Source organism: Botrimarina sp. (assembly GCF_040219535.1).
Classification (GTDB): Bacteria; Planctomycetota; Planctomycetia; order Pirellulales; family Lacipirellulaceae; genus Botrimarina.
On record NZ_JAVJSH010000009.1, the window covers coordinates 37,036 to 63,028 of the forward strand.

19 protein-coding genes are annotated in these 25,993 nt (G+C 67.8%); 3 read left to right on the forward strand and 16 right to left on the reverse strand.

The genetic code is table 11. The features are described 5' to 3' along the window. Nucleotides 1–161: 161 nt before the first annotated feature. The 4 genes from RIC11_RS03435 to RIC11_RS03450 form a co-directional block, all read right to left on the reverse strand. Nucleotides 162–3,332, reverse strand: coding sequence for a hypothetical protein (locus tag RIC11_RS03435; protein WP_350208435.1), 3,171 nt, complete (start codon nt 3,330–3,332; stop codon nt 162–164). A gap of 170 nt (nt 3,333–3,502) precedes the next feature. Next, nucleotides 3,503–4,606, reverse strand: coding sequence for a DUF1559 family PulG-like putative transporter (locus tag RIC11_RS03440; RefSeq protein ID WP_350208436.1), 1,104 nt, complete (start codon nt 4,604–4,606; stop codon nt 3,503–3,505). Between the two features lie 104 nt (nt 4,607–4,710). Continuing rightward, entirely contained in the window at nt 4,711–6,072 is a 1,362-nt protein-coding gene (locus RIC11_RS03445) for a LamG-like jellyroll fold domain-containing protein (RefSeq protein WP_350208437.1), read from the reverse strand. A 116-nt stretch (nt 6,073–6,188) separates the two neighbouring features. Beyond that, nucleotides 6,189–7,301: a LamG-like jellyroll fold domain-containing protein gene (locus RIC11_RS03450; RefSeq protein WP_350208438.1), complete on the reverse strand. Its 1,113-nt coding sequence runs from the start codon at nt 7,299–7,301 to the stop codon at nt 6,189–6,191. 561 nt (nt 7,302–7,862) lie between these two features. Here RIC11_RS03450 and RIC11_RS03455 point away from each other — a divergent pair. After that, nucleotides 7,863–9,017, forward strand: a complete 1,155-nt coding sequence (locus tag RIC11_RS03455) for an aldose 1-epimerase family protein (RefSeq protein WP_350208439.1) — start codon at nt 7,863–7,865, stop codon at nt 9,015–9,017. Between the two features lie 108 nt (nt 9,018–9,125). Here the strand turns inward: RIC11_RS03455 and RIC11_RS03460 are convergent, their stop codons facing one another. Next, nucleotides 9,126–9,611: a hypothetical protein gene (locus RIC11_RS03460; RefSeq protein ID WP_350208440.1), complete on the reverse strand. Its 486-nt coding sequence runs from the start codon at nt 9,609–9,611 to the stop codon at nt 9,126–9,128. Nucleotides 9,612–9,706: 95 nt separating this feature from the next. After that, nucleotides 9,707–10,855, reverse strand: coding sequence for a DUF1559 family PulG-like putative transporter (locus RIC11_RS03465; protein WP_350208441.1), 1,149 nt, complete (start codon nt 10,853–10,855; stop codon nt 9,707–9,709). Between the two features lie 279 nt (nt 10,856–11,134). On the opposite strand from RIC11_RS03465, the gene RIC11_RS03470 reads away from it, so the two are divergent. Further along, nucleotides 11,135–11,992 (forward strand): formylglycine-generating enzyme family protein, encoded by an 858-nt coding sequence (locus RIC11_RS03470; RefSeq protein WP_350208442.1) that lies wholly within the window; start codon nt 11,135–11,137, stop codon nt 11,990–11,992. A 38-nt stretch (nt 11,993–12,030) separates the two neighbouring features. Here RIC11_RS03470 and RIC11_RS03475 read toward each other — a convergent pair whose 3' ends face one another. The 6 genes from RIC11_RS03475 to RIC11_RS03500 form a co-directional block, all read right to left on the reverse strand. Beyond that, complete coding sequence (locus RIC11_RS03475; RefSeq protein WP_350208443.1) at nt 12,031–12,951, reverse strand: cytochrome-c peroxidase; 921 nt, start codon at nt 12,949–12,951, stop codon at nt 12,031–12,033. Between the two features lie 133 nt (nt 12,952–13,084). Further along, nucleotides 13,085–14,185 carry a LamG-like jellyroll fold domain-containing protein gene (locus RIC11_RS03480; RefSeq protein WP_350208444.1) on the reverse strand — a complete coding sequence of 367 codons (1,101 nt, stop codon included), beginning with the start codon at nt 14,183–14,185 and terminating at the stop codon, nt 13,085–13,087. Nucleotides 14,186–14,382: 197 nt separating this feature from the next. Beyond that, a complete protein-coding gene (locus RIC11_RS03485; protein ID WP_350208445.1) occupies nt 14,383–15,228 on the reverse strand; it encodes a LamG-like jellyroll fold domain-containing protein in 846 nt (281 codons plus the stop codon). Nucleotides 15,229–15,563: 335 nt separating this feature from the next. Continuing rightward, nucleotides 15,564–16,763 (reverse strand): sugar ABC transporter permease, encoded by a 1,200-nt coding sequence (locus RIC11_RS03490; RefSeq protein ID WP_350208446.1) that lies wholly within the window; start codon nt 16,761–16,763, stop codon nt 15,564–15,566. After that, nucleotides 16,760–18,313 carry a sugar ABC transporter ATP-binding protein gene (locus RIC11_RS03495; protein WP_350208447.1) on the reverse strand — a complete coding sequence of 518 codons (1,554 nt, stop codon included), beginning with the start codon at nt 18,311–18,313 and terminating at the stop codon, nt 16,760–16,762. The genes RIC11_RS03490 and RIC11_RS03495 overlap by 4 nt, the downstream gene beginning before the upstream one ends. Continuing rightward, a complete protein-coding gene (locus RIC11_RS03500) occupies nt 18,310–19,422 on the reverse strand; it encodes a sugar ABC transporter substrate-binding protein (protein WP_350208448.1) in 1,113 nt (370 codons plus the stop codon). Before RIC11_RS03500 ends, RIC11_RS03495 begins: the two co-directional genes overlap by 4 nt. Nucleotides 19,423–19,649: 227 nt before the next feature. On the opposite strand from RIC11_RS03500, the gene RIC11_RS03505 reads away from it, so the two are divergent. Continuing rightward, nucleotides 19,650–20,450, forward strand: a complete 801-nt coding sequence (locus tag RIC11_RS03505; protein WP_350208449.1) for a cupin domain-containing protein — start codon at nt 19,650–19,652, stop codon at nt 20,448–20,450. Here the strand turns inward: RIC11_RS03505 and RIC11_RS03510 are convergent. From RIC11_RS03510 to RIC11_RS03525, 4 genes are all read right to left on the reverse strand, one after another. Continuing rightward, a complete protein-coding gene (locus RIC11_RS03510; protein WP_350208450.1) occupies nt 20,447–21,181 on the reverse strand; it encodes a glycosyltransferase family protein in 735 nt (244 codons plus the stop codon). The genes RIC11_RS03505 and RIC11_RS03510 overlap by 4 nt on opposite strands. 565 nt (nt 21,182–21,746) lie before the next feature. Then, the gene (locus tag RIC11_RS03515; RefSeq protein WP_350208451.1) at nt 21,747–22,997 is read right to left on the reverse strand and encodes an RHS repeat-associated core domain-containing protein; all 1,251 of its coding nucleotides are present in this window, start codon (nt 22,995–22,997) and stop codon (nt 21,747–21,749) included. Between the two features lie 385 nt (nt 22,998–23,382). Continuing rightward, complete coding sequence (locus RIC11_RS03520; RefSeq protein ID WP_350208452.1) at nt 23,383–25,164, reverse strand: FecR family protein; 1,782 nt, start codon at nt 25,162–25,164, stop codon at nt 23,383–23,385. 109 nt (nt 25,165–25,273) lie between these two features. Then, nucleotides 25,274–25,888, reverse strand: coding sequence for a sigma-70 family RNA polymerase sigma factor (locus RIC11_RS03525; RefSeq protein ID WP_350208453.1), 615 nt, complete (start codon nt 25,886–25,888; stop codon nt 25,274–25,276). Between the last annotated feature and the right edge of the window lie 105 nt (nt 25,889–25,993).

Sequence of the window (25,993 nt, forward strand, 5' to 3'; positions counted from 1 at the left end):
CTGCTGTCCGCGACGGGGCTCAGGGCGAGCCCGGGGCTTGCGGCATAGGAGAAGCTCGCCGCCGCGAGCGCCAGGCCGGCGGCGACTGCTCGAGCCGCCGCGCGCTGTGGGCTCGCCGGCGTCGGTGTCTCCTGGGGCGGCAGCCGCATTGTGTCTCTCTCTTATCGGGTCCGCGCGTTCTGACGGTCGCGCCGAGTTCGTCGCGAAGGCCCACCCGAAACGCTTACAATTGCAACCGCCGCCGCCACCGCTGACGCCGGCTCGGGCGCCTGAGTCGCCGGCTGTCCGAGACGCGTCACGACCTCGCCGTAGTGCGCTAGCCAGAAATCGTAGTCACCGGCGTCGACTGCCCCGTTGCCGTTCCCATCGGCCGCCAGGGTGGCGCCGGTCTGGCCGAGCGTGTCGCGCCAGAGCGTGTAGTCGGCGGCGTCGACCACTCCATCCGCGTTGTAGTCTGCGGTGCTGATCACCCGCAGCAATACCCGACTCGGGTCCTGAGTCACCGTCCAGACCCTCCCGCCCACGAGGTCGGGCAGGTCGAACTCCGTGAACGCGCCGACGACCTCGCCGCCGGCCAGAGCGGTCACCACCTGGCGGGCGTAGCCGACCTGATAAACGAACCCATTGGGCACAAGCGCCAGCGTGGCCCCCGCCTCGATGCCGACCACGTCTTCTGCGAGCAGGCTGCCGGTCAGGCCGTTGCCGGACACATTGATCGCGAAGGTGCTCCCCTCGCGCAGAGTCAACTGGCCGCGAACCCGCATGGCGCCAGCGGGGTTGCCCGGCCGGAGCGTCGCGCCGGCGACCACGTCGACGTCACCCGCGTGCGTGGCCGTGCCCCCGTACAAACCCTCCTCGACCAACAAATCGCCGCCGACGGACGCGACCGTAACAAGCTGGCCGTCGCCGGACTTTACAATCGCGGGCGCGGTCGTGAGAAGGTTGGAGGCAACGGTCGCTCTCGCCCCATGGCTGACCGCAAACTCGCCCGAGCCGAGCGTCAGCGAGTTTCCGCTGAAGATGTAGTCGCCTTCGACAGAGATCGAGATCACCGACCGCTCGCCCTGGAGATTGACGACCGTCGGCGGAGAAGCCGGAAAGAGCGTGACGGTCAGCGGCCCCGCAAGCCCGACGTCGGGCGCCCCGTTGATCGACCAGTTGTTCGGCGAGGACCAACTGAGCCCGTCGCCCGCCACGCCCGCCGAGGGGTCGTTTCCGTCCCATCGGGCGGTCGCGGCCGTGATCTCGTTGCTCAACGGACCGAAGTTATTCGATGCGTCGAACGCGCGGACCCGGTAGGTGTTGCGAGGATCGAAGTTGTTGAGCTGGTAATACGGCGTGGGGACCGTGTCGACGACGATCCCGTTCTCGAGCAATTGGTATCCGTGCACGCCGAAATTGTCGTGAGGCTCGTCCCACGAGAAAACGCTCCCGCCGACGACGCGTAGGCTGTCGATCGTGGCCGGGGCTTCGGTGTCCGCCTCCGAAATCAGGAACACGTCGGTGTCGATCAAGGAATCGATGCGGATCGTCACCCGCTGCCCGTCCTGGGTGAACGAGAAGCCGTCGTCGAGCGTCACGTAGCCGTCTTTTGTCACGCGCTTCACGCTCGCGATCTGGATCCAGTCGGGCGCCTCGACCTCGACGACGACGTCGTTCAGCACGTCGAAAGCCGGCGAGGAGAAGAACGACTGACGCCCCGTCAAGTTGGCGACCGGCAAGACGACCGCGTGCTCGCTGATGATCGAGCGCGCCGCCGCGGTGATATCAGAGGCCGACTGGTCGATTGGGGCTCCGCCGATTGTCATCGAGGTGTTGTCGAGCGGCTCGCCGTACAGCACGAGATTCCGCACGGTTTGAAACTCGTGGAGGACCTCCTCGATCCGCGCGTGCTGAGCAGGATAGGCCGACTCGTTGTTCTCGAACATGAACCCAATGTTGCCCTTCGCCCCGCCCATGACGGAGCTCCAGAACTGGACGTCGATCCCCCAGTCGGTCGGTTGGTCGCTCCACACGCTCGCCAGCCCCTGGCTCACCCACCACATCCGCAGCGGCTCGACGTTGTTCTTTAGCGAGTCGGCGTACTGGAGAGTCTGGTCGATGTTGCGATTGCCGACGCTGTCCGAAAGCGGGGCGCGCTGCATGTAGCGATCGATCGCGGGATGGTCGGCGATCAGCCCGTACCGCTGGATCTGGCCGTCCTTTACCATGTTGAGAAACGTCGGCTTCTCGCTGTTCCGCCAGTACGTGTCGTTCAATCGCCACATGGCCTGCGGATCCCGTGTCGAACTGTTTTGCTGCAGGTCCGGCTCATCACGAACGTACCAGCCGTAAATCGCCGGGTTGTCCGCCTGCTCCGCGACGAGATCCGGCAGCTCGAAGAGGGGCGCCGAGTGGGCGACGGGGTTACCCGTAGAGAAGTCGATATACTCCACGCGATCGATGTTGAGCGGCTCTGGGCTTTGTGGTTGAGAACCCTGGAAGTCGAGCACATCGATGTGCAAACCCCGGATCGAGAAGTCTTCGTAGCGAGACCCGATCGTGTCTGGAAATCGGCTCGTCGCTCCGTGGATCGAATGGCCGAACTGCCGCCGCGCGTCGCGCATCGCGGCCCCGTCTGTCGACAGGCTCGCCTGCCAGCTGCCGACTGGGGCGATGGGCTCGGTGAGCCGCACCGGGGCCCCGGTGGTGACGGCTTGTCCGTTCTGCGTCCGGGTCGCCTCGACTCGGACCGCGTAGGGGGTTAACAGGTCCTGCGCGACGCCGAAGTCGACCTCAACGATCTTGATGCTATTCGGAGAGATTGTCGTACTCCCGCCCACGATCCGGCTCTGCGACGTAACGTCGTCGTTCAGGTGCAGCGAGTCGATCGTGTAAGGAGAAGAATCGTCGTTCCGGAGGTAGACGAACGCCTTCTTGAGGTCCTGGCTCGGGACGACATTCCCGACACGCAGCTTGGGCGTCGTCAGCGAGAGGTTGCTCTGGACAAGCGTCGCGTTGCCGTCGCTCGCGAGGCCGAGCTGGACCGTTCCCCCCGGCGCGAAGACCCCGCCGTTGCCTTTGAGCGTGACCGTCGCCACCTCGCCGGGCTCGATCGACAGGGGCCAGACCCGCGACCAATCGTGGTTCGCGTAGCTGCTGTCCGGCTGCCCGTTGAGGGTGATGTTCGCGTTCGTGAAAGTCTGCGTCGTACCCGTGTTGTTCCGCACGAAAGCGAACAACGCGCCGCCGGAGTCTTGCGTCCCGACGCCGTAACCGTTGCGCGTCGCCTCGTGATAGACGAAGCCGTCGAGGGTAAGCTGCGCAGCCGCCGAGCCGACCGTGGCCAACACGAGAGCGATCGCGGAGAGGGGCGGTCGCGGCCGGCGCGTCTCTCGCGGCACGCGCTCCACTACATAGAATCTGCACATGCTCGTCGAGGCTCAATCAAGATGGGGGTGGCGCCGTGACGCGGCTGCGACGCCGGGGCGGCGCCCTCCCGGGCCCCCTAGGCCCAGGGGCCTCACGGTAGATCGGTCACGGCGCCGTCAAATCGGTGTGCCAGATTGTTGAGCGTGATGATGTCGACCTCATAGCCGACCGACCGGACCGAACCGTCGGCGAAGCCCGCGTTCACGCCACCCGGGTGAGCCGAACCGATCCGGTAAGCGAACGTCGAGGCGGTGGTCCCGTCGTCGTTGATCTCGTCGGTGTCGGAGTCGGGGCGCAGCTGGCAGGCCGCGCAGCGGACGACGTCCGGGTCCCACCCGTCGCTCCACCCGCGGTCGTCCCAACCGATGTTTCTCGGAGACTCGTATTGACTCGGACGCAGCCGCTTCTCGGTGATCACCATGGTCTTGCTCGTGCCATCGGTGATCTTCGCGACCGTGACCTTCGGCGACCAACCGATGTCGACTTCGATGACCGGGTTTCCCATCCGCCGCGCGTGGTTCGTCCTCACGATCACGCCGAAGAAGCCCTGGCTCGGCCGCGTGTAGTTGACCGGCGAGACGGACGCCGCGTCGATGAAGGTCGGTCCGCCCCAGAACGGCGCTGAGCCGCACCACTGGGGGCTGCTGATCACGTCGCTCCCGGCGAGGAACGGGTTGGACGCGGCGAGCTGCTCGTTCGTTGCGCTGGGGACGGCCGCCGCGTAATCGATCAACCAGCGCGCCACCTCGGCGCCGGTCGACGTTTCCACGCCCTGCGTCGGGCCGCGACGCGACGGGCAGAAGTACGACGAGACGGGCGTCTCTTCCAGCGCCCTCGTGCTGCCGAGGCTGTGGATGTTTTCGCCTTCGATGAACGGCAGGATCTGAAAGGCCCAACTAAGGCCCTGGCGGTGGCCGGTCAGCGGCGAGCCGCCGGGCGAGGAGAGATAGTCCTCCAGGCTGGGGTAGGGCCCAATCCCGCCGGTGGGGAAGAGCCGGTGGGTCGACTCGTGGTTGAGGGCAGCCAGCATGATCTGCTTCAGCTGGTTGCGGCACTGGGTGCGCCGCGCCGCCTCCCGCGCGGACTGCACCGCGGGCAACAACAGCGCGATCAGGATCCCGATGATCGCGATCACCACAAGCAACTCCACAAGGGTGAAGCCGCCCGCGTGGTTCTGAGTGCTTCGACGCTCCACCGGCTATTTCTCCTGACGTTTGCTTCTGGTCGGGGTCCGTCCGGTCCGATGCGATCCGTAAGGCCACGCGCCCCAGCACGCGGACACGCGCGGGGAACTGCGTTTCAACGCCGCCGTCGCCGAGCGATCCGCGAGAGCATCGCCGCCCCGAGCAGCAAGGCCGCGGAGGGCTCGGGCGTGGCGATCGAGCCGGACGCCTGCGCCCCGTACTGGGACACCCAGAAGTCGTAGTCCTCGAGATCGACGAACCCGGGGGTGGCCGCGGCCGGGTTCTCGTTCGGCAGCGTGATGGACTGCCCGAAGCTGTCGCGGAACACGGTGTAGTCCGCCGCGTTGACGAAACCGTCGGCGTTGTAGTCGCCGCCGGTCGGCGAGAGGATCGACACGAGCGAACGCTGACTCAAGAGCTGAATCTCCTCGCTCGTCAGTGCCCGGCTCCACATGGCGAAGTCGTCGAAGTACAAACGAGCGGCGTCGCCGCCGCGATCGCCCGACGTGCTGCCCAGCGTGATCGCGCCGATGATCGCGTCGGCGGCCGTCGACCCGGCCAACCGATTCCAGTTGACGAGCTGACCGTCGATGTAAAGGAACGAGTCCTGCACGCCCGAATCGCCGCCGCCCGTGCCGATCGTGTAGTCCTCGACCAACGCGACATGGCGCCAGTCGCCGTCGACGAGCGCGCCCTCCGAGCCGGGCGTGACGTCGAACAGCGATGGGGTCGTGCTCGATCGCACGTCGACCGCGCCGGCGCGGTAGTGGTGGAAGAGGTCGTCGTTGCTGTCGACCTGCAGAAAGGACCACCGATTACCACCCAGGTGGTCGCCTAGGCTGCTCGGCGGCAAGACCTCCGAGTAGAAGACCGTGTCGGCGCTGGCGAGGCCGATGCCGTTGGGGGTAACCGAGTGGGCGTCCAGGAGCACCTCGCCCTCGCGGATGATCTCGTCCCCCGCGTTGCGGTTGTGGACGTCTTTGCTGTAAGTCGCGTTGTAGGGCATCCGCACGTGGAAGCTGTACGAGAACGCGGTGCTCTGGATTTCGGCGGGGATCCCGAATTCGGTGGTGGCGCCGTTGGTCAGGTTGACGCCCACCATGGCGAAGGGCGAGCCCTGCCAATGGGTTTCGGTCGCGCTGAACGGCGATTCCGGGTCACCGTCGGCGTCCGGCCCGCCGGCCGGCGCGAACGCGCCGCCGAACCGCCCCGGCTGCCAAAAGTACGTGTCGTTCGCCAGCGGGTCGTTCGGCAGGGGATCTCCGTCGACCGTGATGTTCTGTAGGTTGCCGGACCGGTTCACCACCGCGCCAGCGCGGCCGTTGCCCGACGCGTCGGCGGCCGAGAAGCCGCTCGTCTCGTTGAGCGGCAGGTAGACTTCCAAGCCGTCGCTGAGATCGGCCTGGGCAGACGCCGTCGCCAAGCACAGCAACAGGGCGGGACAAGAATTGGAAAGAGCGAGTCGATTAGCAGCCATGGTTGCCTCTTCCTGGGATGCCGTGGGTAGGCGATCACCGGCGGGCCCGGACAGGCCCACCGGCGAAAGCTTCCCCCGGAGTTTATTCCGTCTTCGTTAGCCTCGACTGCGGCCGCTCAGCGGCGACGGCGCGAGGCGCACCCGGCCGTCATGCCCAGAGCGGCCAACATCGCGGCGGCCGGCTCGGGGATCGACGCGAGCGACTGGGCCGACAGCAGGCCGATCTCGGCGGGGCTCAACGCCCGGCTCCACACGGCGTAGTCGTCGTAGAACAGCCGCGAGGCGTCGCCGCCGCGGGTGTTCGGCTGGGCGCCGAGCGTCACGATGCCGAGTACCGCGTCGGCGGCCGTCGAGCCGGCCGTCTGTTGCCAGCCGACCAACGCGCCGTCGACGTACAGGAACGCGTCCTGGATGCCCGAGTCGCCGCCGCCGGGGCCGATCGTGTAGTCCTGGACGATCGCCACGTGGTGCCACTCGCCGTCCTGCAGCAGGCCGTTGACGTCCAGCAGCGGCGGGGTGGTGTCGGAGTTGAGGCCGACGGCGCCGCCGCGGTAGTGATGGAACAGGCTGTCGTCGCCCGCCACCTCGTAGAACGCCCACCGGTTGCCGTTGACGTGTTGCGTGTGGCCGTTGTCGTTGATGTTGAAGTAGTTGGTGTCCGCGCTGGAAAGGCCGATCCCGTCATTGTTCACATCCTGCACGTCGTGCAAGACCTGACCGCTCCGGACGGTCTCCGATCCCGAGCCCCCCGCGCTCGTGTCTTTGGACAGAGTCGCGTTGTACGGCATCTGCACGTGGAACGAGTAGGTGAACGCGTCGCTCACGATGTTCTGGGGAGTGCCGCCGGTCGTGGCGCCGTTGGTCAGGTTGGCCCCGAGCATCCAGAACGGCTGACCCGCGAAGAACGAGCCCGTGCCGAACTGGGGCGCCGCGTCGCCGTCTTGGTCGGGGGCGCCGGCAGGGCCGAAGCCGCCGTTGAAGCGCCCGCTTACCCACGGGCTGTGGCCGGGGTTCGGGTCCTGGGGACCAGCGCCGTTCGTGCCAGGCGCGTTCTGGTTCGACCCGCCTCGGTTGAGCAACAAACCCGCGCGGCCGTTGCCCGATCCGTCCGCGGCCGTGACGCCGGACGTCTCGTCGAGCGGGAAGTAGACCTCGAGCCCGTCAAAAATGTCCGCGTTCGCCGCCTGGCAGGCGGCAACCAGAATCCCGAACGTCAACAGGTGTCTCATCATTAGATCCTCCAGGCGCGTCGCGAACGACGCAAGAAAAGTGACAGGCGACGCCGCGCCGGACGGGCACGCGGCGGTCGCGAACAGGGGTAGCGTCAGCCTTGCAGGGCTCCCGCGCAGCCGCGACGCCCCGCACAGCGGCCTCCGACCACGACAGCGACGATAACCGACACCGCCAGATCGGAACTTGCCTGCATGGGCCGAAATTTGTCCATTTTGGATACTCGGCTCGCGCCCCTCCGGCGACGCGACGCAGCGCAGAGAATTGCACTGGGACTCTGTGTTCGAGTCGCTCGGGTAGCCGTCGACGCAATCGCAGGAGCCGCAGAGGGCTTCGCTCGTAGCAGGCCGGCGCCGAATCGATTGTCGGCGTCGGCAGTTCGCTCTCCGACGCCCAGTAGCCGAAGGCGGGAGAGCGGTGTGTTGGCTTCGACGCACTCTCTCCGGCGCACCGCGGGGCTGTCGGCTCGAGCGTTGCGTCAACGCTCGACGTAGCTTAGCCTCTCGCCACGCCGTGGCTGCCTGTTTCGATTCGTGAAGCGCATAGCGAGGAGGGCCCGCTTGCAACGCGTCCTGATTGATAGCGACTCGGACGTCTATTGCGGTCCGTTCACGCAGCGTGTCGGCGGCCCCGACTCGCCTTGCGAGGTCGGGCTGCGACGCCTCCGGGGCGGCGTGTCGGACGGCGTCGAGGTGCTCTCCATCAAGACGCCGCGGCTGAAGGTAGAGATCCTGCCAACCCGGGGAATGTCGGTGTGGCGGGCCGAAGCGGACGGCATCCCGCTGGGCTGGCGTTCGCCCCTGGGTCGGCCGGTCCACCCGCGGCACGTAAGCACGTCGGAGCCGGGCGGTCTTGGGTTCCTAGATGGCCCCACGGAACTGCTGTTCCGCTGCGGCCTCGGCAACGCCGGAACGCCCGACTTCGACGAGCGCGGTCGATTGCGATACCCCCTGCATGGGCGGATAGCCAATTTGCCAGCCGATTACTTGGCCGTCGAGGCCGACCCCGAAACGCGACTCACCACCGTTGTCGGCAGGGTTGTCGAGCGCCGCTTCCTGCGGCAGAAGCTCGCTCTAACGACACGGATGACCCTGCCGTGGGACGGCGCGGCGTTCGATATTCACGACGAGGTCGTGAACCTCAGCGCCACGCCCGCCACGATGCAGGTTATCTATCACACGAATCTCGGCGAGCCGTTCCTCCGAGAGGGAGCGACGATTCACGCCGCCGCCGAGCGGGTCTGCCCGCGAGACCGCACGGCCGCCGACGCGGGCGTCGAAACTTGGAATCGGATGCCCCCCGCCGACGCGAGCTCTTGGGAGCAGGTCTTCTTCGTCACCGCGCGACCAGCCCCCTCGGGCGAGACCCGAGTCGTCGTCGCCCAGCCGGACGGAGAAGCCGCGGTCGCCCTGAGCTACAACGTCGATCAGCTGCCTTGCTTCACGTTGTGGAGAAACACTCAGGCGTCCGAAGACGGCTACGTCGTCGGGATCGAGCCCGGCACGAATTTTCCCAACCCGTTCTCATTCGAGGAAGCCAGAGAACGCTTGGTGCGGCTAGCGCCGCACGGCGTTTGGGAGACCTCGCTGAGGCTTGAGGGATTCGCCGGACGGGAGCGGGTCGACGAAGCGATCGCCGCGGTGCGCGCCCTGCAGGCGAACCGCGGAGCGCAATTGCTGAAGAGTCCGTGCCCCGAATGGGCGCCCGCCGAGTAGGGCGAGACCCGGCGCTTGCCGAGGAGCCGCCACGCCCCGACCGCCCCCGGCAAGACCGGCGCCAGCTCCGGTCGTTTCTGAGGCGGCTTGCGTCCGGGGCCGCTCGCGTCAGGGGCTCCAACCGTTCAGGTGGGGGTCCACAGCCAGGTCGAGGTCCCTCGCGCCAGCTTCGGGTATGGCGACCATCAACGGCGTACGGACTGGGTGCTCGTAGTCCGGGTTGACCCTCGGCACGCCGTTGTCGCCAGGCATCAAGAACACCATCACCTTGTAGGCGCCCGGCGGCGCGCCCTTGAAACGGTGGGTCTTGCCGCCGGCCACGAGCGCTGTCTCTGCGGCGAACCGGCCGTTGCTATCGATCCTCGCGACGACGTCCTGATCCTCTGCCGTTTTGGCGATTTCGACTCTTGGGTTCTGGGGATCGAACGGGTGAAAACGAAGCATGCCGGGAGTCGACTCCAGCGGCTTGCCGTCGGTCCACGCGACCCGGCCGGACGCCGGCACGAGGCCTTCCGGGGCCGAAACCCCGCAGCCCGACGCGCCGGCGACGAAGAAGGCTGCGACAGTGAAGATCGAAGCTCGCGAATCGGTCATCGGAAAGCGGCGCGGGCGCGGAAGGGCAGGGCGGGTTCTACGCAGAGCTGCGGGCAACTATCGAGCGGCGGGAGTCGGCCCGGCGGTCGCCCGAGCTACGGGTAGCTGACGGGCTCGCCATCGGTGGTCAGTATCAGCCGATCCCACGTGCTGCAGCACTCTTCGAGCGTCTCGATGTCGTCGCCGATCCATTGCACGCTCCCGTCGCAGTACGCCGCGAACACGCCGCCGGCGTGGTTGCTCCTTGTTCCGATCTGTCCCTCGGCGCCGACGCTGCCTTTGCACGGCATGCACTCGTTGTCCAGCATCCCGAACCCGACTTCGAACAGGACCTCGAAGCACCCAGGGAAATCATCGGAGCTCGGCGTGCAGTCGTTCGGGCCGTTGGCGCGGCCCACCGATCCCTTGTGCCAACCGTGCCAGTGGAGAGTGCTCCCCAAGCCGCTCAACGCCCACGAGCCGCGGAGGTCGAGCCGGCTCACCCCGGTGCGGACCTCCGAGAGCATGATCGTGTTGCTCAGCCCGTCGGTGATCTGTTCGAGTCGGGAGCTGCCGTTCGTACCCAGGCGGCCGCTGCCGAACACGCCGCGTCGGTCGTTGCCCGACGACGACGCCCACTCCCATCGCTCGGCGCCGCCCAGGGCCGCGTTGGGCCCGCTGGCCGCGTAGTTGCCCCGCGCCCAGTTGTCGCCGTGCACACCGCCGGTGGCCCCGACGGCCGCGCCGTCGTACGGCGTTTCGTGGTTCTGGTCGCTCGGGCACTCCATGAAAGAGAGCCGCACGCCGCGGGCCCGCCGGTTGTCGGGGTGCGACGACGGCAGGTCGTGGTCGAACGCGTCGAAGGTGGTCTGCTCCTCGGCAAAGGGCAGCACGAGGGTCGCCCAGTTCGCGTAGATCTCGCCCGTGTAGTTGAACTGCTTGTCGAGAACCGTCGGGCCAAACTGGCCAGCGGGCGGCAGGATGTCTTTGGTGTCTTCGTAGTTGAGGATCGACAACGCGAGTTGCTTTAGGTTGTTGCGGCATTCGGTCCGACGCGCCGCCTCGCGCGCCGCCTGAACCGCCGGCAGCAGCAACGCCACCAGGATGCCGATGATCGCGATGACCACGAGCAATTCGACCAGCGTGAAGCCGCTTGCGAGCGAGCGGGCAATGCCGCGTGGGTGGGCCCCGGTCGGCCGGCGATTGGTGTCGCCGTTAGCCCCGCGGCCGTGTTCTTGATCGTCGCAAAAATGCGTTGACAACATGGCGCCACGTTCGATGATGAGAAAAGTCTTGCTTCAGAGCCCGGGGCCGATCGGCCGCTCTCCCGTGCTCGGCACGCGGCCGGCTGCAACCGCCAGCCGCGGCGATATCGACGATAGTGGTTCGATTTCCAACGCCGCAATGCGATCTGATTGGGCCGAGCGGTAATGCCAAGGAATCTGTCCTAAATGAACATGCAGCGGAAATTGCTCGCTCCCCGAGGGCGTGCGGCGGCTGGCTGTGCGAGGAGTCTAACCGCTCTGCTGGCTTGTCTGGCTGGCATGTCTCTGGGCTGCACAAAGCGTCCGGCCGCCTCGGCGCCGCAGCCGCAACGGTTCGTCAACAGCCTCGGCATGGAGTTGGTGCGGCTGGAGCCCGGCGCCTTCCCGATGGGCGCCGCGGCGGACTCCTCCCCGACGGACCCCTCCCCGACGGACCCCCTGGCGGCGCCCCGACACCGGGTCACGCTCACCAAACCCTTTTACATCGGCGCACACGAGGTAACCCAGGGCCAGTATGCCGAGGTCATGGACGTGCGCTTCAACCACCCGATCGAACCGTTCTTCTCAAAGACCGGCGGGGGCCGCGCACTCGTGCAGGACATCGACACCTCGCGCTTGCCCATCGACAACGTGACTTGGAACTTCGCCGAAGAGTTCTGCCGGCGCATCTCGGACCTGCCCGAGGAGCGAGCCGCGAGACGCTCCTACCGGTTGCCTACCGAGGCCGAGTGGGAGTACGCCTGCCGCGGCGGCCGCGACACGAGCTTTGCCTTTGGCGACGAGCTGACGCTGGCCCAGGCGAATTTCAGCTCGTTGGGCGATCCCGAAAACGCCCTGGTGGCGCTCGGCAGGATGTCGGTCGTCGGCTCCTACCCGCCCAACCCCTTCGGCCTGTTCGACATGCACGGCAACACGTGGGAATGGTGCAGCGACGGCCTGCGGAGCTACCACCGCGGCGACGCAACCGACCCGGTCGGCCCACAGAACGTCTACCGGGTGCTGCGGGGCGGGGCCTGGGACACGCCGGCGGCGTTCTGTGCGTCTCATCACCGGGTCGAAGCTCTCGCCGGCTACGTGTTCGCCGGCTTCCGGGTCGTCTGCGAGGTGTCCGACGCCCCACTCGATGCCGCCGACTGATGGCAGGCCCTGTGCCGGCCCGGCGCCAGCGGCGGGCGTCAATCGAGCGGGTCCGCGGGCGCCGCGATCGCTGGGTAATTTGAACTCGTCAGGCCTTCCTTCAGGAAGGCGACCAAGTCGGACTTCTCTTGTTCGGTCAGCGGCACGACGTTCAGCATCGGCATCCGGAACGCGTTCAAGAACCCGCCCTTCTCATAGAACTCGACTACCTCCTCGAGGGTCTCGAAACGGCCGTCGTGCATGTAGGGCGCGGTGCGCGCCACGTCGCGCAGCGAAGGCGTGCGGAAGGCGCCAAGCTGGTACAGCTCGTCGCCCGTAACGGCGGCTCGGCCCTTGTCGGGCGGGTCGCGCTCCATCCCCACGCCGAGGTTGTGGTAATCGCCGTCCGAGAACATCGGTCCGCGGTGGCACATTTGGCAGTTCGCCCGGAACATGAACACGTCGTGCCCGCGGCGGGCGGCCTCCGACAACGCGGCCAGATCGCCCGACCGGTAGCGGTCGACGGGCGCGTCGCCGGCCACGAGCGACCGGACGAACGCGGCCAGCGCCGAGGCGATCGTCTCGGGGCTCGCCGGCTCACCGAAGGCCGATTCGAACTCGGCCGTGTAGCGCTCGGATGCGTTCAGACGCTCGGCCGCCTCGTCGAGCGGCAGGTCCATCTCGTCGGGATGCTCGATCGGCGCGGTGACCGCTTGCTCCAGGCGCGGCGCGCGGCCGTCCCAGAAGTAATCGAAGTGGTACCGCACGTTGACCAGAGACGGCGGATTCCGCGGAGTCAGCGCCCCGCCGATTCCGACAGCCTGCGGCGCGCCGCTCGACCAGCCCTTCCGCGGATCGTGGCACGAAGCGCAGTCGATCGAGCCGTCGCGCGATAGTTGTTTTTCGAAGAAGAGGCGTCGCCCCAACTCGACGCGCTCCGGCGTGTCTTCGGAGGTGTCGGAAGCCGAAAGAAGGGGCAACCCCGGCGGCGCCTGAACCGACGGCGCCGCGGCCCAACGGTCCGCTCCTGCGGCGAGCAGCGCGACCGCCGCCAACAAGGCGGCGGTCCTGCGCGCTGCTGCGGCTCGTCCTTCCTTAACCATCGCGATCCGATCACACCGTTCGAGCGTGTCGACGACGGGCGACTCCAACCGAAGCGGCAATCCCGCCCAATATAGCGACGCCGGTCGGCTCGGGGACGGCCGCCGTTTCAGCAGGTGATTGCCCGTAGTTGGCGACCCACAGGTCGTAGTGCGCGGACCCGATCGGCGTGCCGAGACCGTCGTCGTTCGGCAGGGCCGTGTCGCCGCCCGAATTGTCACGGAAGACCGTGTAATCGGCGGCGTCGACGGCCCCGTCGTCGTTGAAGTCGCCGGGGAGACCGTCCACGGCGGCGGGGTCGATGATCGGCGCGTCGAAGATCGTGTAAGTGCCGTCGAACAGGCCTTGAGCAACCTCCGGGGTCGCGAAGCCCTCCCAGAAAGCCACGTCGTCGATCAGCGAGTCCGGCAAGCGCTCACCGCCCGTCAGCGGGTTGCCGCCGATGGAGAAAATCAGCCCCGGGGGTCCTTCGTGCGTGACCAGCACGTCGGAGATCGAGGGGTTCGGGCTGTTGCCGAACACGCCGTTGCCCTCGGTGCTGTTGCCGTTGACCCCGTCCCAGAATCCCCAGAAGTCGCCGGTCACGTGGTTCCAACTGATCAACAGGTGGTGCCACTGACCATCGCCGTCGACCCCGTCGTACGGACCGAAGTCGACTGGGTTGAAGCCCTCGAACAGGCTGAACTCGGTGTTGAAGCGTTGCGCCGCCCCCAGGGCGCCCAACCCGAAGTGGTTGAAGATCCGAGGGCCGGATCCGGGCCGGCCGACGATGTGCTCGAAGATGTCTTGGCCCGCCCGCGCCGTGCTCGGATCGATCTTCACCCACGCTTGGAGCGTGAACGAAGAGGTGAGCTCCAACTTCTCGTTGTAGAGCGTCTGTGCGCCGAAGCCCATCGAGCTGGTTTGGAGAACGTCGCCACGCTCGGTGTCGGCGACGATCTCAGCGCCGGGCGTGAGCAGGGCGTTCAAGGGCGAGCCGAAGGCGGACTTGTCCATCGCGAAACTGGAACCGGCCTCGCCCTCGAAGTCATACGCGACGACAAGCTGCTGCGCTCCCGCGTCCAACGCAAGCACCAGGACCAGGCCGACCGCCAGAAGAGTAGAGATTCTCATGCCTGCACCGTAGATGATTTGGGGACGACACGCGTCGAGGAGGGACCCGCATGGATTGCGGTCGAAAGCCAGAATAACATCTCATCGGATCGGCGGCTCCCAGCGGCGGCCGCGTTCTCCCTGGCGCCGCGGTCGCGGCGCCAGGGAGCTGACGCGTCCAACGTCCCCCACCGGTAGGGCGCTCCGTGCGGCGTCCTTCACGCCGCGCGCCACCGACGACGGGTCGCGAAGACCACCGCCGGCGTCAGCGCGAGGAGGGCGGCCGACGGCTCGGGGATCGCGAAATCGGCGAGCGACTTGGCGCCGCTGTAGAGCGCCGAGACGTCCGAATCGCTCAGCGCTCCGCGGAACATCGCTACGTCGTCGAGCATCGAGTTGGGGAACGCGTCCCCGTTGTCGAACTGACGGCCGGCGATATCGATCCCGTTGCTGATCGGGTTGAGCCCGGGGATGTCGGTCGGGTTGTTGGCGACGAGCATGCCGTCTTGGTAGCCCTTGATACGCGGATCGAGCGGGTCGGACAGGTCGAGCGACACGGCGACATGATGCCACTCGCCATCGGCGTTGTCGGACGTGCCGGTCCCGAGGAATTGGAACCCGCCGGGGTTGTTCGTCCCGTTGCTGATCGCGATCGGGTACCCGCCGAAGTCGTTGAAGATCCGCTCGGCGAAGGGGCCCCGGCCGACGACCGATTGGAAGTTCGCGCTGTTGGAGTGCTTGACCCAGGCGACGAACGTGAAGCCGTCGGTCCCCGTGTCGAGCCTCGCGTCGTACGGCGAGAAAGCGCCGAGGCCCGTGACGCCGACGCTCAGCACCTGGTTGCCCGCAGCGGCGTTCGGCCGGGTGTTGTCGGCCACGACCGAAGAAGACGGCTGGATGACCGCGTCGAGCGGAGTCGCCAGACCCGACACATCCAACACCGCTGCGCCGGCCGCCGTGCCATTGTTCGTGTCCATGTCGTACCCGGCGAGAAGAGTCGCCGCATCGGCGTGCGCGAAACAGAGCGACACCCCAAAGCACAACGCCGCCATTCGAAATCTCATTAGGTCACCTCAGAGCTGCTAGAAGAGTGGTCCGCCTGGCCTTTACCAGGCTTTGAAAAGCGGCCCGCTGCGGGCGGGCGGCCGGTGGACCGGACGATAGCAGCCGCCCCAGCCGCGCGAGCAGGGCGAGCCGCGACACGGTTTGTCACCGACCACGCCTACGGAGTCTCCGGCCGCCACTCCGCACCCGCAAGCGGAATCCTCTACCGCGCTCGGAAAGGGCAAGGAACGTGGCCGATGCGTTGGACGACATGCCGAACGAGGCAAGCGGCGGGGCCGCCACGACAACGGGCCCCGCTTCGCGCTGCTTGCCGCGGCGCCGGATCCCACGCGGCCTACGAACCGCCTCGCAGGCGGACGTCCATCGTCACCGCGCCGACCAGCACGGCCCCGCGGACGATCAGTTTGACCTCCGGCGCGACGGCCATCAGGGTCAGCCCGTTGAGCAGGCTCGCGATCACGAGGGCGCCGGCGAGCGTCGAGACGACACTCCCCCGCCCGCCGCGGAGGCTCGCGCCGCCGATCACGCACGCGGCGATGGCGTCCAGTTCCATTAGTTCCCCGACCGTCGTCGTCGCGGCGCCGGCGTACGACGTCTGCAGGAAGCCGGTGATCGCGACAAACGCGCCCATCGTCGCGAAGGCCGTGATCACCGCCCGCTCGACCGGCACGCCACACGCGCGCGCGGCCGCCGCGTTGCCGCCGATGGCGTAGAGCCGCCGGCCCAGGACGGTCTCGCTCGTTACAAAGTGGGCCACCGCACAGAGCGCCCCAAGCACCAGAAGCGGGGCGGGGAGCCCGCGGTAGAGGTTGCAAACCAACACGAGCAAGAACAACGCCTGGGCCGCTACCAGCCCCTTGAGCACCGCCGATTCGAGGGGCTCGGTCGGGTAGCCGCTCCGTGCGAGCGACCGCCGACGCCGCAGGGCGAGGCCGCCCCCCAACGCCACAGCCACCGCCGCGAACGCCAGGCTTGCCCCGGGCGACAGGTAGCTGGTCGTCAGCGCCGAGTAGAGGTTGGTCTCGCCCCCGCGACTGACGGGAGTCGCGGAGCTGGAAATCAGGAACCAGAAGCTGCCGCGAAGTATCAACAAACCGCCCAGCGTGATGATGAACGACTGCACCTTGAGCCGCGTGATCGCCACCCCCATCGCGCCCCAGATCGCGACGCCAGCTACTAAAGAAATTGCTAACGCGGCGCCGGCTGGGCAGCCGTGGTGGAAGACCAGCATAGCGGCCAGCCCGCCGAGGAACCCGACTCCCGATCCGGCCGCCAGATCGATGTGCCCCGGCAGGATGATCAGCAGCATCCCCACCGCGAGCGTCGCCGTGACCGACAGCTCGATCGCGAGCATCGACAGGTTGCGCGGCGTTAGAAAGTCATCGACGGCGACAGAGAAGAACACCCAGATCGCCGCCAAGCCAATCGGCAACGCGAGCGTCGACAGCGAGACCTCCGGTCGGCGCGCCGCGTCGGCCGAGCGCAGCCGCTGCGGCGCCCGATCGGTCTCTGCGGACAGGTTCGGCCCGGTCATGCCCCACCGCCCCCTGCGCCGGCTGGCGCATGCGTCGCCCGCGTGGCCGCTAGCAAGACCTCGTCGAGCGAGAACGGCGGCGCGTCGAACGACGCCGCCACGCGGCCGGCCGCGAGCACCATCAAGCGATTGCAAATCTGAAACAGCTCGCCCAGCTCGCTCGACACCAAGAGGATGGCTTTGCCCCGCGTGGCAAGGTCGGAGACCAGCTCCATGATCTGCCGCTTCGCCGCGATGTCCACGCCCCGGAAGGGCTCGTCGAGGAGGATAAGCCGAGGGTCGGTCAGCAGCGCGCGGCCCAGCACGACCTTCTGCTGGTTGCCGCCCGAGAGCTGCCGCACGGGCCGCGGCAGCGCGCCCCGCGAAAGGCACACCGCGTCGCAAACCGACTCGTTTCGGCGGCGCTCGACCGCCCGGTCGACGACGCCGAACCGATCGGCGATCGACCCGAGCGACGACAGCGACAGGTTCCGGCCGCTGCTCTCGTCCAGAGCGAGGCCGAGCCCGCGGCGGTCTTCGGTGATCAGCACCACACCCCGCTCGACCGAACGGATCGGCGTGGGCGCCGGATAATCACGGCCTCCGACGTGAACGGAGCCCGCGACCCGCTTTCCCCATAGGCCGTACAGGTGCATCAGCAGCTCCGATCGGCCCGCCCCCATCAGCCCCGCGACGCCCACCACCTCGCCGGGTCGGACGTCGAAGGAAACGTCGCGGACCGCCCGCCCGCCGCCGGCGCCGTAGGCAGTGAGGTCGCGCACCCGGAGCGCCGGCGCAGCGGCGTTCGCCGGGGGCTGGCGCGGCCTGGCCGCGGCCAGTTGCCGACCGACCATGTGCCGCACGATCGCCGGCTCGTCGAGGTTGGCCGCGTCGTCGGTGGCGACGGTCGACCCGTCGCGCAACACGGACACGCGGTCCGCAAGGCTCAGCACCTCCGCGAGGCGGTGCGAGATATAGACGATCGCGACCCCCTCGCGCCGCAGGCCCCGGAGGATCTCGAACAGGTGGGCGGCGTCGCGCTCGGTGAGCGACGCGGTCGGCTCGTCGAGGATCAGCACCTTCGGCCGCTTCACCAAGCCGCGGGCGACTTCCACCAGCTGCTTCTGCCCGGCGCCCAGGGAGCCCACCGCTTCGTCGGGCGAGAGGCCAAGCCCAACCCGGCGCAGGGCGTCGCGACCCTGGCGTTCGAGCTCCGCCCAATGAACCCGCACCCGGCTGGCGGGATAGCCGTGCAAGAACAAGTTCTCTGCGATCGAGAGCGAATCGATCAGGGCGAGCTCCTGGTGCACCACCACGACGCCGGCCGCTTCGGCGTCGCGCACGCCGGTCCACCGGGCAAGCCTCCCGTCGATCCAGACCTCCCCCTCGTACGACTTCCAAGCGTGCAGCCCGCCCAGCACGCCGACGAGCGTCGACTTGCCGGCGCCGTTCTCGCCGCAGAGCGCGTGGACCTCTCCCGCGCGTGCGTCAAACGTCACGCCGCGGAGCGCGCGCGTGGCGCCGAAGCTCTTCTGGACCTCGGCCGCTCGCAGGATGATCCTTTGGCTCACTCGAGCGCCTCGGCCGGGTGGAAGCCGCTATCGACGACGGTGGATCGGAGGTTCAACCGATCGACGACAACCGCTTCTTCGAGGATGGCCGGGACCCGCTCGAAGCCGTTGTCCACCTGGTCTCGCGCCACGACAGTGCGCCCTCGAGCGAACGCGACGGCCGCGTCGGCCGCCGCGGTGGCGAGCCGCTCCAAGGGCTTGTAAACGGACATCGTCTGGTGACCGCGGGCGATCCGCTGGCACGCGGCGAGGTCGGCGTCCTGCCCCGTCACGACGACCCGGCCGGCGATCCCCTCTTCGAGCAGAGCCTGGACCGCCCCGCCTGCGCAGCCGTCGTTGGTAGCGAGCACGCCGTCGATGGCGTCGCCGTGCTCGGTGATCGCGGCCGCCACGATCTTCTTCGCCTCGTCCGGCCGCCACCCGCTCGCGTAGTCGTCCCGCAGCAAGACGACGGCCCCCGATTCGACCAGCGGCCCGAGCACGCTGTCTTGCCCGCGGCGAAACATCTGGGCCGTGTGGTCGGTCTTCGGGCCGCTGATACGCACGATCCGCGCGCCGGGCGGTGTGTTCTGGACGAGGTACTCCGCCTGCAGCCGACCGACCTCGAAGTTGTTGAAGCTGACATAGAGGTCGACGTCGCAGTCGGTGATCATCCTGTCGTAGCAAACGACCGGGATGCCGCGGGCGCGCGCCGACGCGACCGCCTTGGACATGGCGGCCGGGTCGAAGGCGACGATAACCAGCGCCCCCACGCCGCGGCTGATGAGGGCTTCCACGTCGCGGTTCTGGCGCATGCCGTCGCCGCTGCCCGCCAGGGTCAGCACGTCGGCGCCCAACTCCTCCGCCCGCGCGACGAACAGATCGCGGTCGCGGCGCCAGCGTTCCTCGGCCAGCGTGCCCAGTGAGAGCCCGATCAGCGGCCTCTCACGCCCGCCGACGGGCGTGGGCGCCCCTCGGTCTCCGGACGCCGACACGGCCACCCCGATCGCGACGCTCAGCATCAGCGAGAGGGTCGTCAGCGCCGTGCGTTGCGTCATCAGGGCCGATGGGGTGAAGAGCCACACGCCGCACAACCGGCGCGCCGTTGGTGGCGATGCGTGGCGATGCATCCTACCGGGGGCCTCGGCCCCTCCGCCTGTTGGATCGGGCGAAACTCTTGCCTTTGCCGGCACGGCCTCGCCCGTTGCGTTGACTCGGCGCGGCCGACGCCCACATCATCGGCGTTAGAGGACGGCGATCCCGCTCCGGCCCGGACTCGTGGCGGATGCGACCACGCCCCGCAACCGGGCGGGCCGCCGCCGACAAGCGCGCAACCCCCCCATCAGGCGTCAATCACATGCCCTCAATAGTCGACCGTGTCGAATTCGTCACGCGGGTCGGTGGCTCCGACGGCGAGCCCCTAGCCCGCGGAGTCGCTTTGACCGTCCTGGCCTCGGGCGATCGGGGGGCGCGGGGGCTCACTACCGCACTGGCCGCCTTCTCACCAAACACCGAACTGCCCACGCACGTCCATGCTTGCGGCGAGGCGATGGTCATCGTCGAGGGGGCGGTCGTTGTGCAGGTGGAGAACCGCCGGTACCGGCTCACCAGGCTCGACAGCTTGTTCGTGCCGGCCGGCGTGCCCCACTCGGTGGGCAACGCGTCGAGCGCGGAGGACGCCGTGGTGCACGTCTCCTTCCCGAGCGACGCGCCCGACCGCCAACTCGTCGAACCGCCAACCGACAAGCCCGAGGACCGCTCGGCGCCCCCGGCGGGCGGCCCCGAGTCGATCCGGCGCTTCGCGGACGTGGAGCGATACGAGCTGGCGACCGACGCCGAGTTCACCGACTTGTTCGCGTCGCGTTTCGGTTCTTCCGGCGTGTGCGGCGGCTACGGTCGGTTCCAGCCCGGGTCGTCCCTGCCGTGCCACACGCACCACTACGACGAGTCGATCTCGATTATCGAAGGCGCCGCCGTGTGCCAGGTCGCCGGTCGCGAGCACGAGCTCAGCGGCTGCGACACCGCGTGCGTGCCCGAGGGCGCGCCGCACCGGTTTATCAACCGCAGCGACGCGCCGATGGCGATGATCTGGGTCTATGCGGGCGACGAGCCCGACCGAGAGATCGTCGAAAACGCGCTGTGCGCGGCGCCACGCTAGCTCCCCGCCCCGCCGGCGTCTGACCGCCAGGGGCCTCCCGCGGCCCCCGGATCACGGCTTCGCGTCGCGACCGCGTGGCCAACACCCAGCCCACCGCGCTTCCCGGCGCCCCCCCCGGACGCCGCCGGCTGTGCCGCCCCCCCAAGTAGCAGATCTCGCCACGCCGCGTCGGCGTAGAGCTGGCTCACCCGCTCCAAAGGTCGTCCACCATAGGTCGACAGCGCCGCGTTCATAGTGGCGAGCACCGTCGCCTCGATACCGGCCGCCCAGTGCGGCTCGCGCACGACCGGGTGGAGGCAAGGCAGCGGGGACCGGTCGGGCGGGCAGACGAAGCCCGATCCGATCACCGCGGTTGGCACACCGCGCACCCGAGCGGCCAGCATCGCGGTTGGGCTGTAGTCGGCTAGCAATCGGCTGGGCCGCAGCTCGTCGAGCAACCGGAGCCACCGGCCGACCGCCGCCACAACCCGCTCGGCCGAGGCGTAGCCGCCGTCGTGCAGCACGTCGGCGAACGTGCAGGGGACCCGGAGCCGCCGGTCGGCCAGCGGCAGCCGGGGGCAGGGCACGACCTCGGCGGCAGTCCCACCCAGCGCTTGATCGCAGAGCTGCGTGTTTTGCGTTGTGACGCAGACGTCGTGACCCCGGCGACCCAGTTCCTGGGCGATCGCGCGGAGTGGACCAACGTGGCCGAGGCCTCCCCCCATCTCCCATGCGATTTGCGAGCGGTGCATGGGCCGGATTCTACCCGAGGCCCCAGCAGCCTGCGCGGCCAACCGCGGGTGAGGGCGTGACGGAGCTCGCCCCCAGTAACCCAGCCATCCAGGACGCCGGGGAGGGTGGGGTTCACGGGTGCGGTGATGAGCCGCGTGCCTGATTGCGGGTAGGGATGCTCTATCCGTGGAGAGCGACCTCGGGTTTTCGAGGGCACCCCACAATCCAGGACGCCGGGGATCGGCGATGGCCGGGAGCCGGGGTCCCAGACTTGTGGCCTGAGAGCGATTTCAGGTGTTGATCGCGATTACTCTGAAATCGGTCCTGATAGGGCATGGCGTGTAACCTCGCACACGTAGCCATTACCGATCTCGTAGTGGGGGTCTCTCGATTCCCAGAACTTCACCGTGCTTGGCAGTTGCAGTTTCTCTTGGATTGATTCCAGGTGCAACGCTTCCGCGAAAACCACAGCATAAGGACACGCAGTGCCAGCGGGTTCGTCCACCCTCTTCACTTGATTGCCGAGCGATATTTCCAAGTCGTAGATTGGCTGTAAGTCTTTACTCAACACCATAATCGTCTCTGCTACTGCGATAACGGGAACTGACGGACCGGCTCAAGCTTGCTCTCAAAATTGCGAATGAAGAACTGATTCCCACCTCCACTGCCAAACTGTGGATTCGCAAGCACCTGGCTCGAAGGCACTCGTAGCGGTTTAGTAACTCGATAAGCCTGAACACCGGGCCGGTATCCAATGACTGGATGGGGAGCAACTTGCAACGACTCGAACAGCTTCGGAGCATTTAGGCCGCTTGCCCTGACCGTTGCGAAGTCAGTGTAGTAGGCCGATTGCCCTGGCACGCCACCGTATACCAGTGAGCCCTGCTCCAGCGTTGTAAATCGGAAGTTGTCAACACCGCCATAAGGGGCACCGATCTGCGACTCACGAGCAATATGCAGTTCGAAGTTGCTTGATTGCCGTGCCGCCCGGCTCTCCGCAATGTTTGCAAGGACCCTTTGGCGTGTTGCATTTATTGCTGGGGCGAGACTCCCGGTCGACCGCTCGAATACGCCGACGTTCCGGTAAAAGCTGCGTGCCCCGACGCCGATCGCGCGGCCGGCCGCTTCGCCGGCGATGCTGCCGATCGTGTTGAGCGCGAGCGAACCGCCGAGGTCGCGGCCATGATAACCCACGTCGTAGGCCGTGTCGCCGGCGACCTCGATCCCCTGGCGGCCCGCGTAGAGGGCGGCCCCGCCGGCCAGGCGGGCCAGCTTTGATCCGGTCTTGATCTTCCCGCCGACGCCGAACGTGGCGACGTTGATGGCGAAGTTCTTGCCGAACGTGCCGAGCGTCGAGAAGTCGGCCACATCCTGCGCCGTTCCCAAGGCGTTCGTGGCGCCGTACTCGACCGCGGTTTCAGCAGCGGCGAAGCCCCCCTGTGTCGCCAGGTAAGCGCCCGCAGTGACAAGAGCTCCGACCGTAAAGAACGCCCGCCCGTCGGGGTCGACGCGGTTGACCGGATCGCCGCCGGCGTAGACGTACAGGTTGTCCGATCCGCCGGCCGGGCCCAGCGGGTCCTCGCTGAGGAAGCGCTGTGTGGCCGGGTCGTACCAGCGGGCCTGCATGTCGTACAGGCCGGTGAGGGGGTCGAGCTGGTGGCCTGCGTAGTAGACGGGCGTGGCGCCCAGGAAGTCGTCGGCCGTCGCGCCCAGCAGGGTGTCCGACGGCGGGTCGCCCGCCAGGCCGGCGAACGGTGCGTTCGTCTGGCCGACCTCGTCGACGCTCGTGGGCAGGCCGCTGCGGTGGCCAGTGGCTTCGAGCCGAGCGATCGACACGCCGGGCCGCCGTGGCCAAAACGCTCTGGGAAAGGCCTCGCTTGGGCGACAATGCGAGGTTCGTTGCGGCTTGAGGAGGGCCGCTGCCGCGTCGAACTCCGCAGGCGAATTGCGCGAAGCGACGCCGTTTCGTTACACCCAGGGCAGCGCGTAACGCTTCGCTAAACCGTTGTCCGCCAGGCGCTTAACGCCGTTTTGGACACGATCAAGCGTGACACGGCGCTGGCGAGCGTGTCGCGTTTGTAACGAATCAGCGAGGGGATGCACCCACCCGGAGTTGATTGATGGGCAAGCCGCCGAGGGCCACTCCCGGAACGGCCGTCGGCTACGCTGCCATCCGAGCCGGCGAGTGGAGCCCGTGTCGCCCGCGTGGGCTGCCCCGACGCTACTCCGAGAACAAGAGCACCGGGTCGATCAGCACGACATGGTCGTACGCGTCGTCGTACGTCGTTGTTGGGGCGCCGTTCTCGTCGCGGATGCCGGCGTCGGTCGTCACGATCGTCAGGTAGCGATCCTGCTTTCGGAGCGTTGCCGTGAACCGTTGGTCGCCGTCGTCTCGCGCGAAATCGAGGACGCTCTCGCGTAGCTCACCATCGACGAAGATACGCACGTCGGCCGCGAAACGCTTGTTCCAGGCCCACTCCGGCAGTCGCTTCATCGAGTTGTCTAGGTTGCAGACGATCCCTTCAACGCGTGTCGGCGCCTGCCCGCACTCGGCGGCGATGGCCTTCAAGTCGAGCGTGATTCCGACGTTGGAGTGAATCCCCACCATGCCGTACTCGCAGGAGGCGAAGCGTGCAAACACGCCCGCCAGCGTGGCGGTTCCCCAATAGTCGTCGCTGACATTGGCCGGAACCGCGCCGGCGGTTCGCCGGCGGGACCAGATCGGCCCCCAGGTTCGGCCGGTTGTTGGCGGCAGTTCGACCCGGCGCCCCGCCGAATCGATCCGCGTCGGCTGGCTTTCGCTCGGCGGAACGAAGACGCCGTCGACGAACGGATGCCAGTCGGCGGTGCGGTATCCGGCGGGGAGGCAGTAGCCGGGGCCATCGGGCCGCAGCCACGGCTGGCGGTCAGGCAGACCGGTGTCGGGAGCGATCATGCTCGCGATCTCGAGCGAGGCTTTTTCTGCGACGCACAACACGTCGACGAGGCTGACCGGCCCCGAGCCGCTCAGCAGAGGACGGTCGAACGGCTGCTGTCGCCGGAGGTCGTCCGCGAGTTGGGCGGACCGCATTTGGGTTACCGCCCCCCCGCGTGTGACGAACGCGGCCTCGCCTTTGGTCAGCAGGAGTTTCCGCCCTCCCGGCCGGTGGCCGTCCTCGGAGACTAATTCAACCTCGCCGTCGAAGACACAAACGTCGGTGCGGTCGTCGTGCCCGACAGCGACCCCGAACTCGGTGCCCAGGTCGATCACGCGAGCGGTCGGGGTGGTGAGGAGGAAGTTCCCCTGGCTCACGTTGCCCTTGAGCTTGCCGCGTTGCAGCCGGCCCGACGACTCGCCGGTCAACACGAACTCGCAAGGGCCAACCAAGTGCAGCTTGGCCCCCGAGTAGTAGTCTAACTGCACGTAGCCCGCTGCGATGCTCACCAGGTCCCCCCTGCGGAGGCGTAGCAAGAAATCGCCGGCGTCGCGGTTGTTGTTCCACACGACATCCGGCGAGATGCCCGTCACCCGGGCGACGAAGAAGGCCGCCTCGGCCGCCTGCCCTTCCAGCGGGCCCGCTTGGTCCTTTCGGGGTTCGGCCGCGGCGCGTGGCGACTCGGCAGTCGCTACCGCCTGCGGCGCCGGGCCGCGTAGGGCGCCGGGGGCAAGCTCGAACCGCAACGCGAACGTGACCAGCGCGGCGGTCGCCAAGGCCGCACACGCTCCGCCTAAGAGCAGGGCAAGCGGAGCCGATCGGCGCGGCGAGGCGGCGAGCGCCGGCGGTGGGCGCATCGGTTTGGTGGGCGGCGGCGGCGGCTCGTTGTGAGACGCGGCTCCGGCTTGACCCGGGGAGGCCGACGTGGCGTGGTCGACCATCGCCAAGTGCACGTCGAGGTAGTCCGAATACAGCCGCCGCGCGTCGGCGTCGATAAGCAGCCGCTCTTGCAGCCGACGCCGCTGGCCGTCGCTCAGCGTGTCGTTGCAGAGCGCTGAGAGCAGTTCGATTAACTCAGACTCGTCCACGTCGGCTCTGCCTGTCGCGCTTTTCGGGGTCGTGTCGCCGCGCTAATCGAGCGGGGCACGGAGGATTGCCTAGACGGACGTTCTTCGGGGCGGCGACCGGCTTACCGGGTCACCCGTCTTCGACTTGCAGGCTCCTACGCTCCACGCACTGCCACAGCTGGCGTCGGATTCGTGTGAGCCGGTTGTGGATCGTCTGAACCGCCTTGTCGAGTCGTTCAGCGGCTTCCCGAGCCGACGAGCCGTCCTCGTAGACCGAGCGTATCAAGTCACGATCTGTCGCCGAAAGCCGAGTGAGGCATTCCTGAAGCAGATCGAGGCGGCGCCGCCCTCGGTCGGCGCCCGCCAGCCGCTCTTCTGCTATCAGCTGAACCAATTCATCACTGAACACCAGCCGCCCCCGCTTCGCCTGCCGGCGAAAATTCTGCACGGTGTAAAACGCGACGCCACAGGCCCAGGGATAAAACTCCTTCCGCTCGTCGAATTCGCCGAAGCGGCGCCACAAGGTGACGCACGTCTGCTGGAAGACGTCCTCGGCGTCCGCGGTGTTGGGCACGAGCGAGAACACGAACGCGAAAAGCCGGCGACGCTCGAGCGACAAGCAACGCAGGAACAAGTCCTCTCTCGGCCCGGGAGTTGGCTCCTCCGCCGTCCGGGCCGGCTCGCTACCGCATGCCGCGTTGGCGGGCCCCTGCGGCGCGGTGGTCGGCTCCGTCGGATCGTTCATCGAGCAAGCGGTCAGCCGGTGCGGGCAGTAGCCGAAGCGGACCTCGCTTCGGGCACGCTTCCAAAGAGTAATTGTCCGGCCGCCGCTCGTCCTACTGGCTAAATC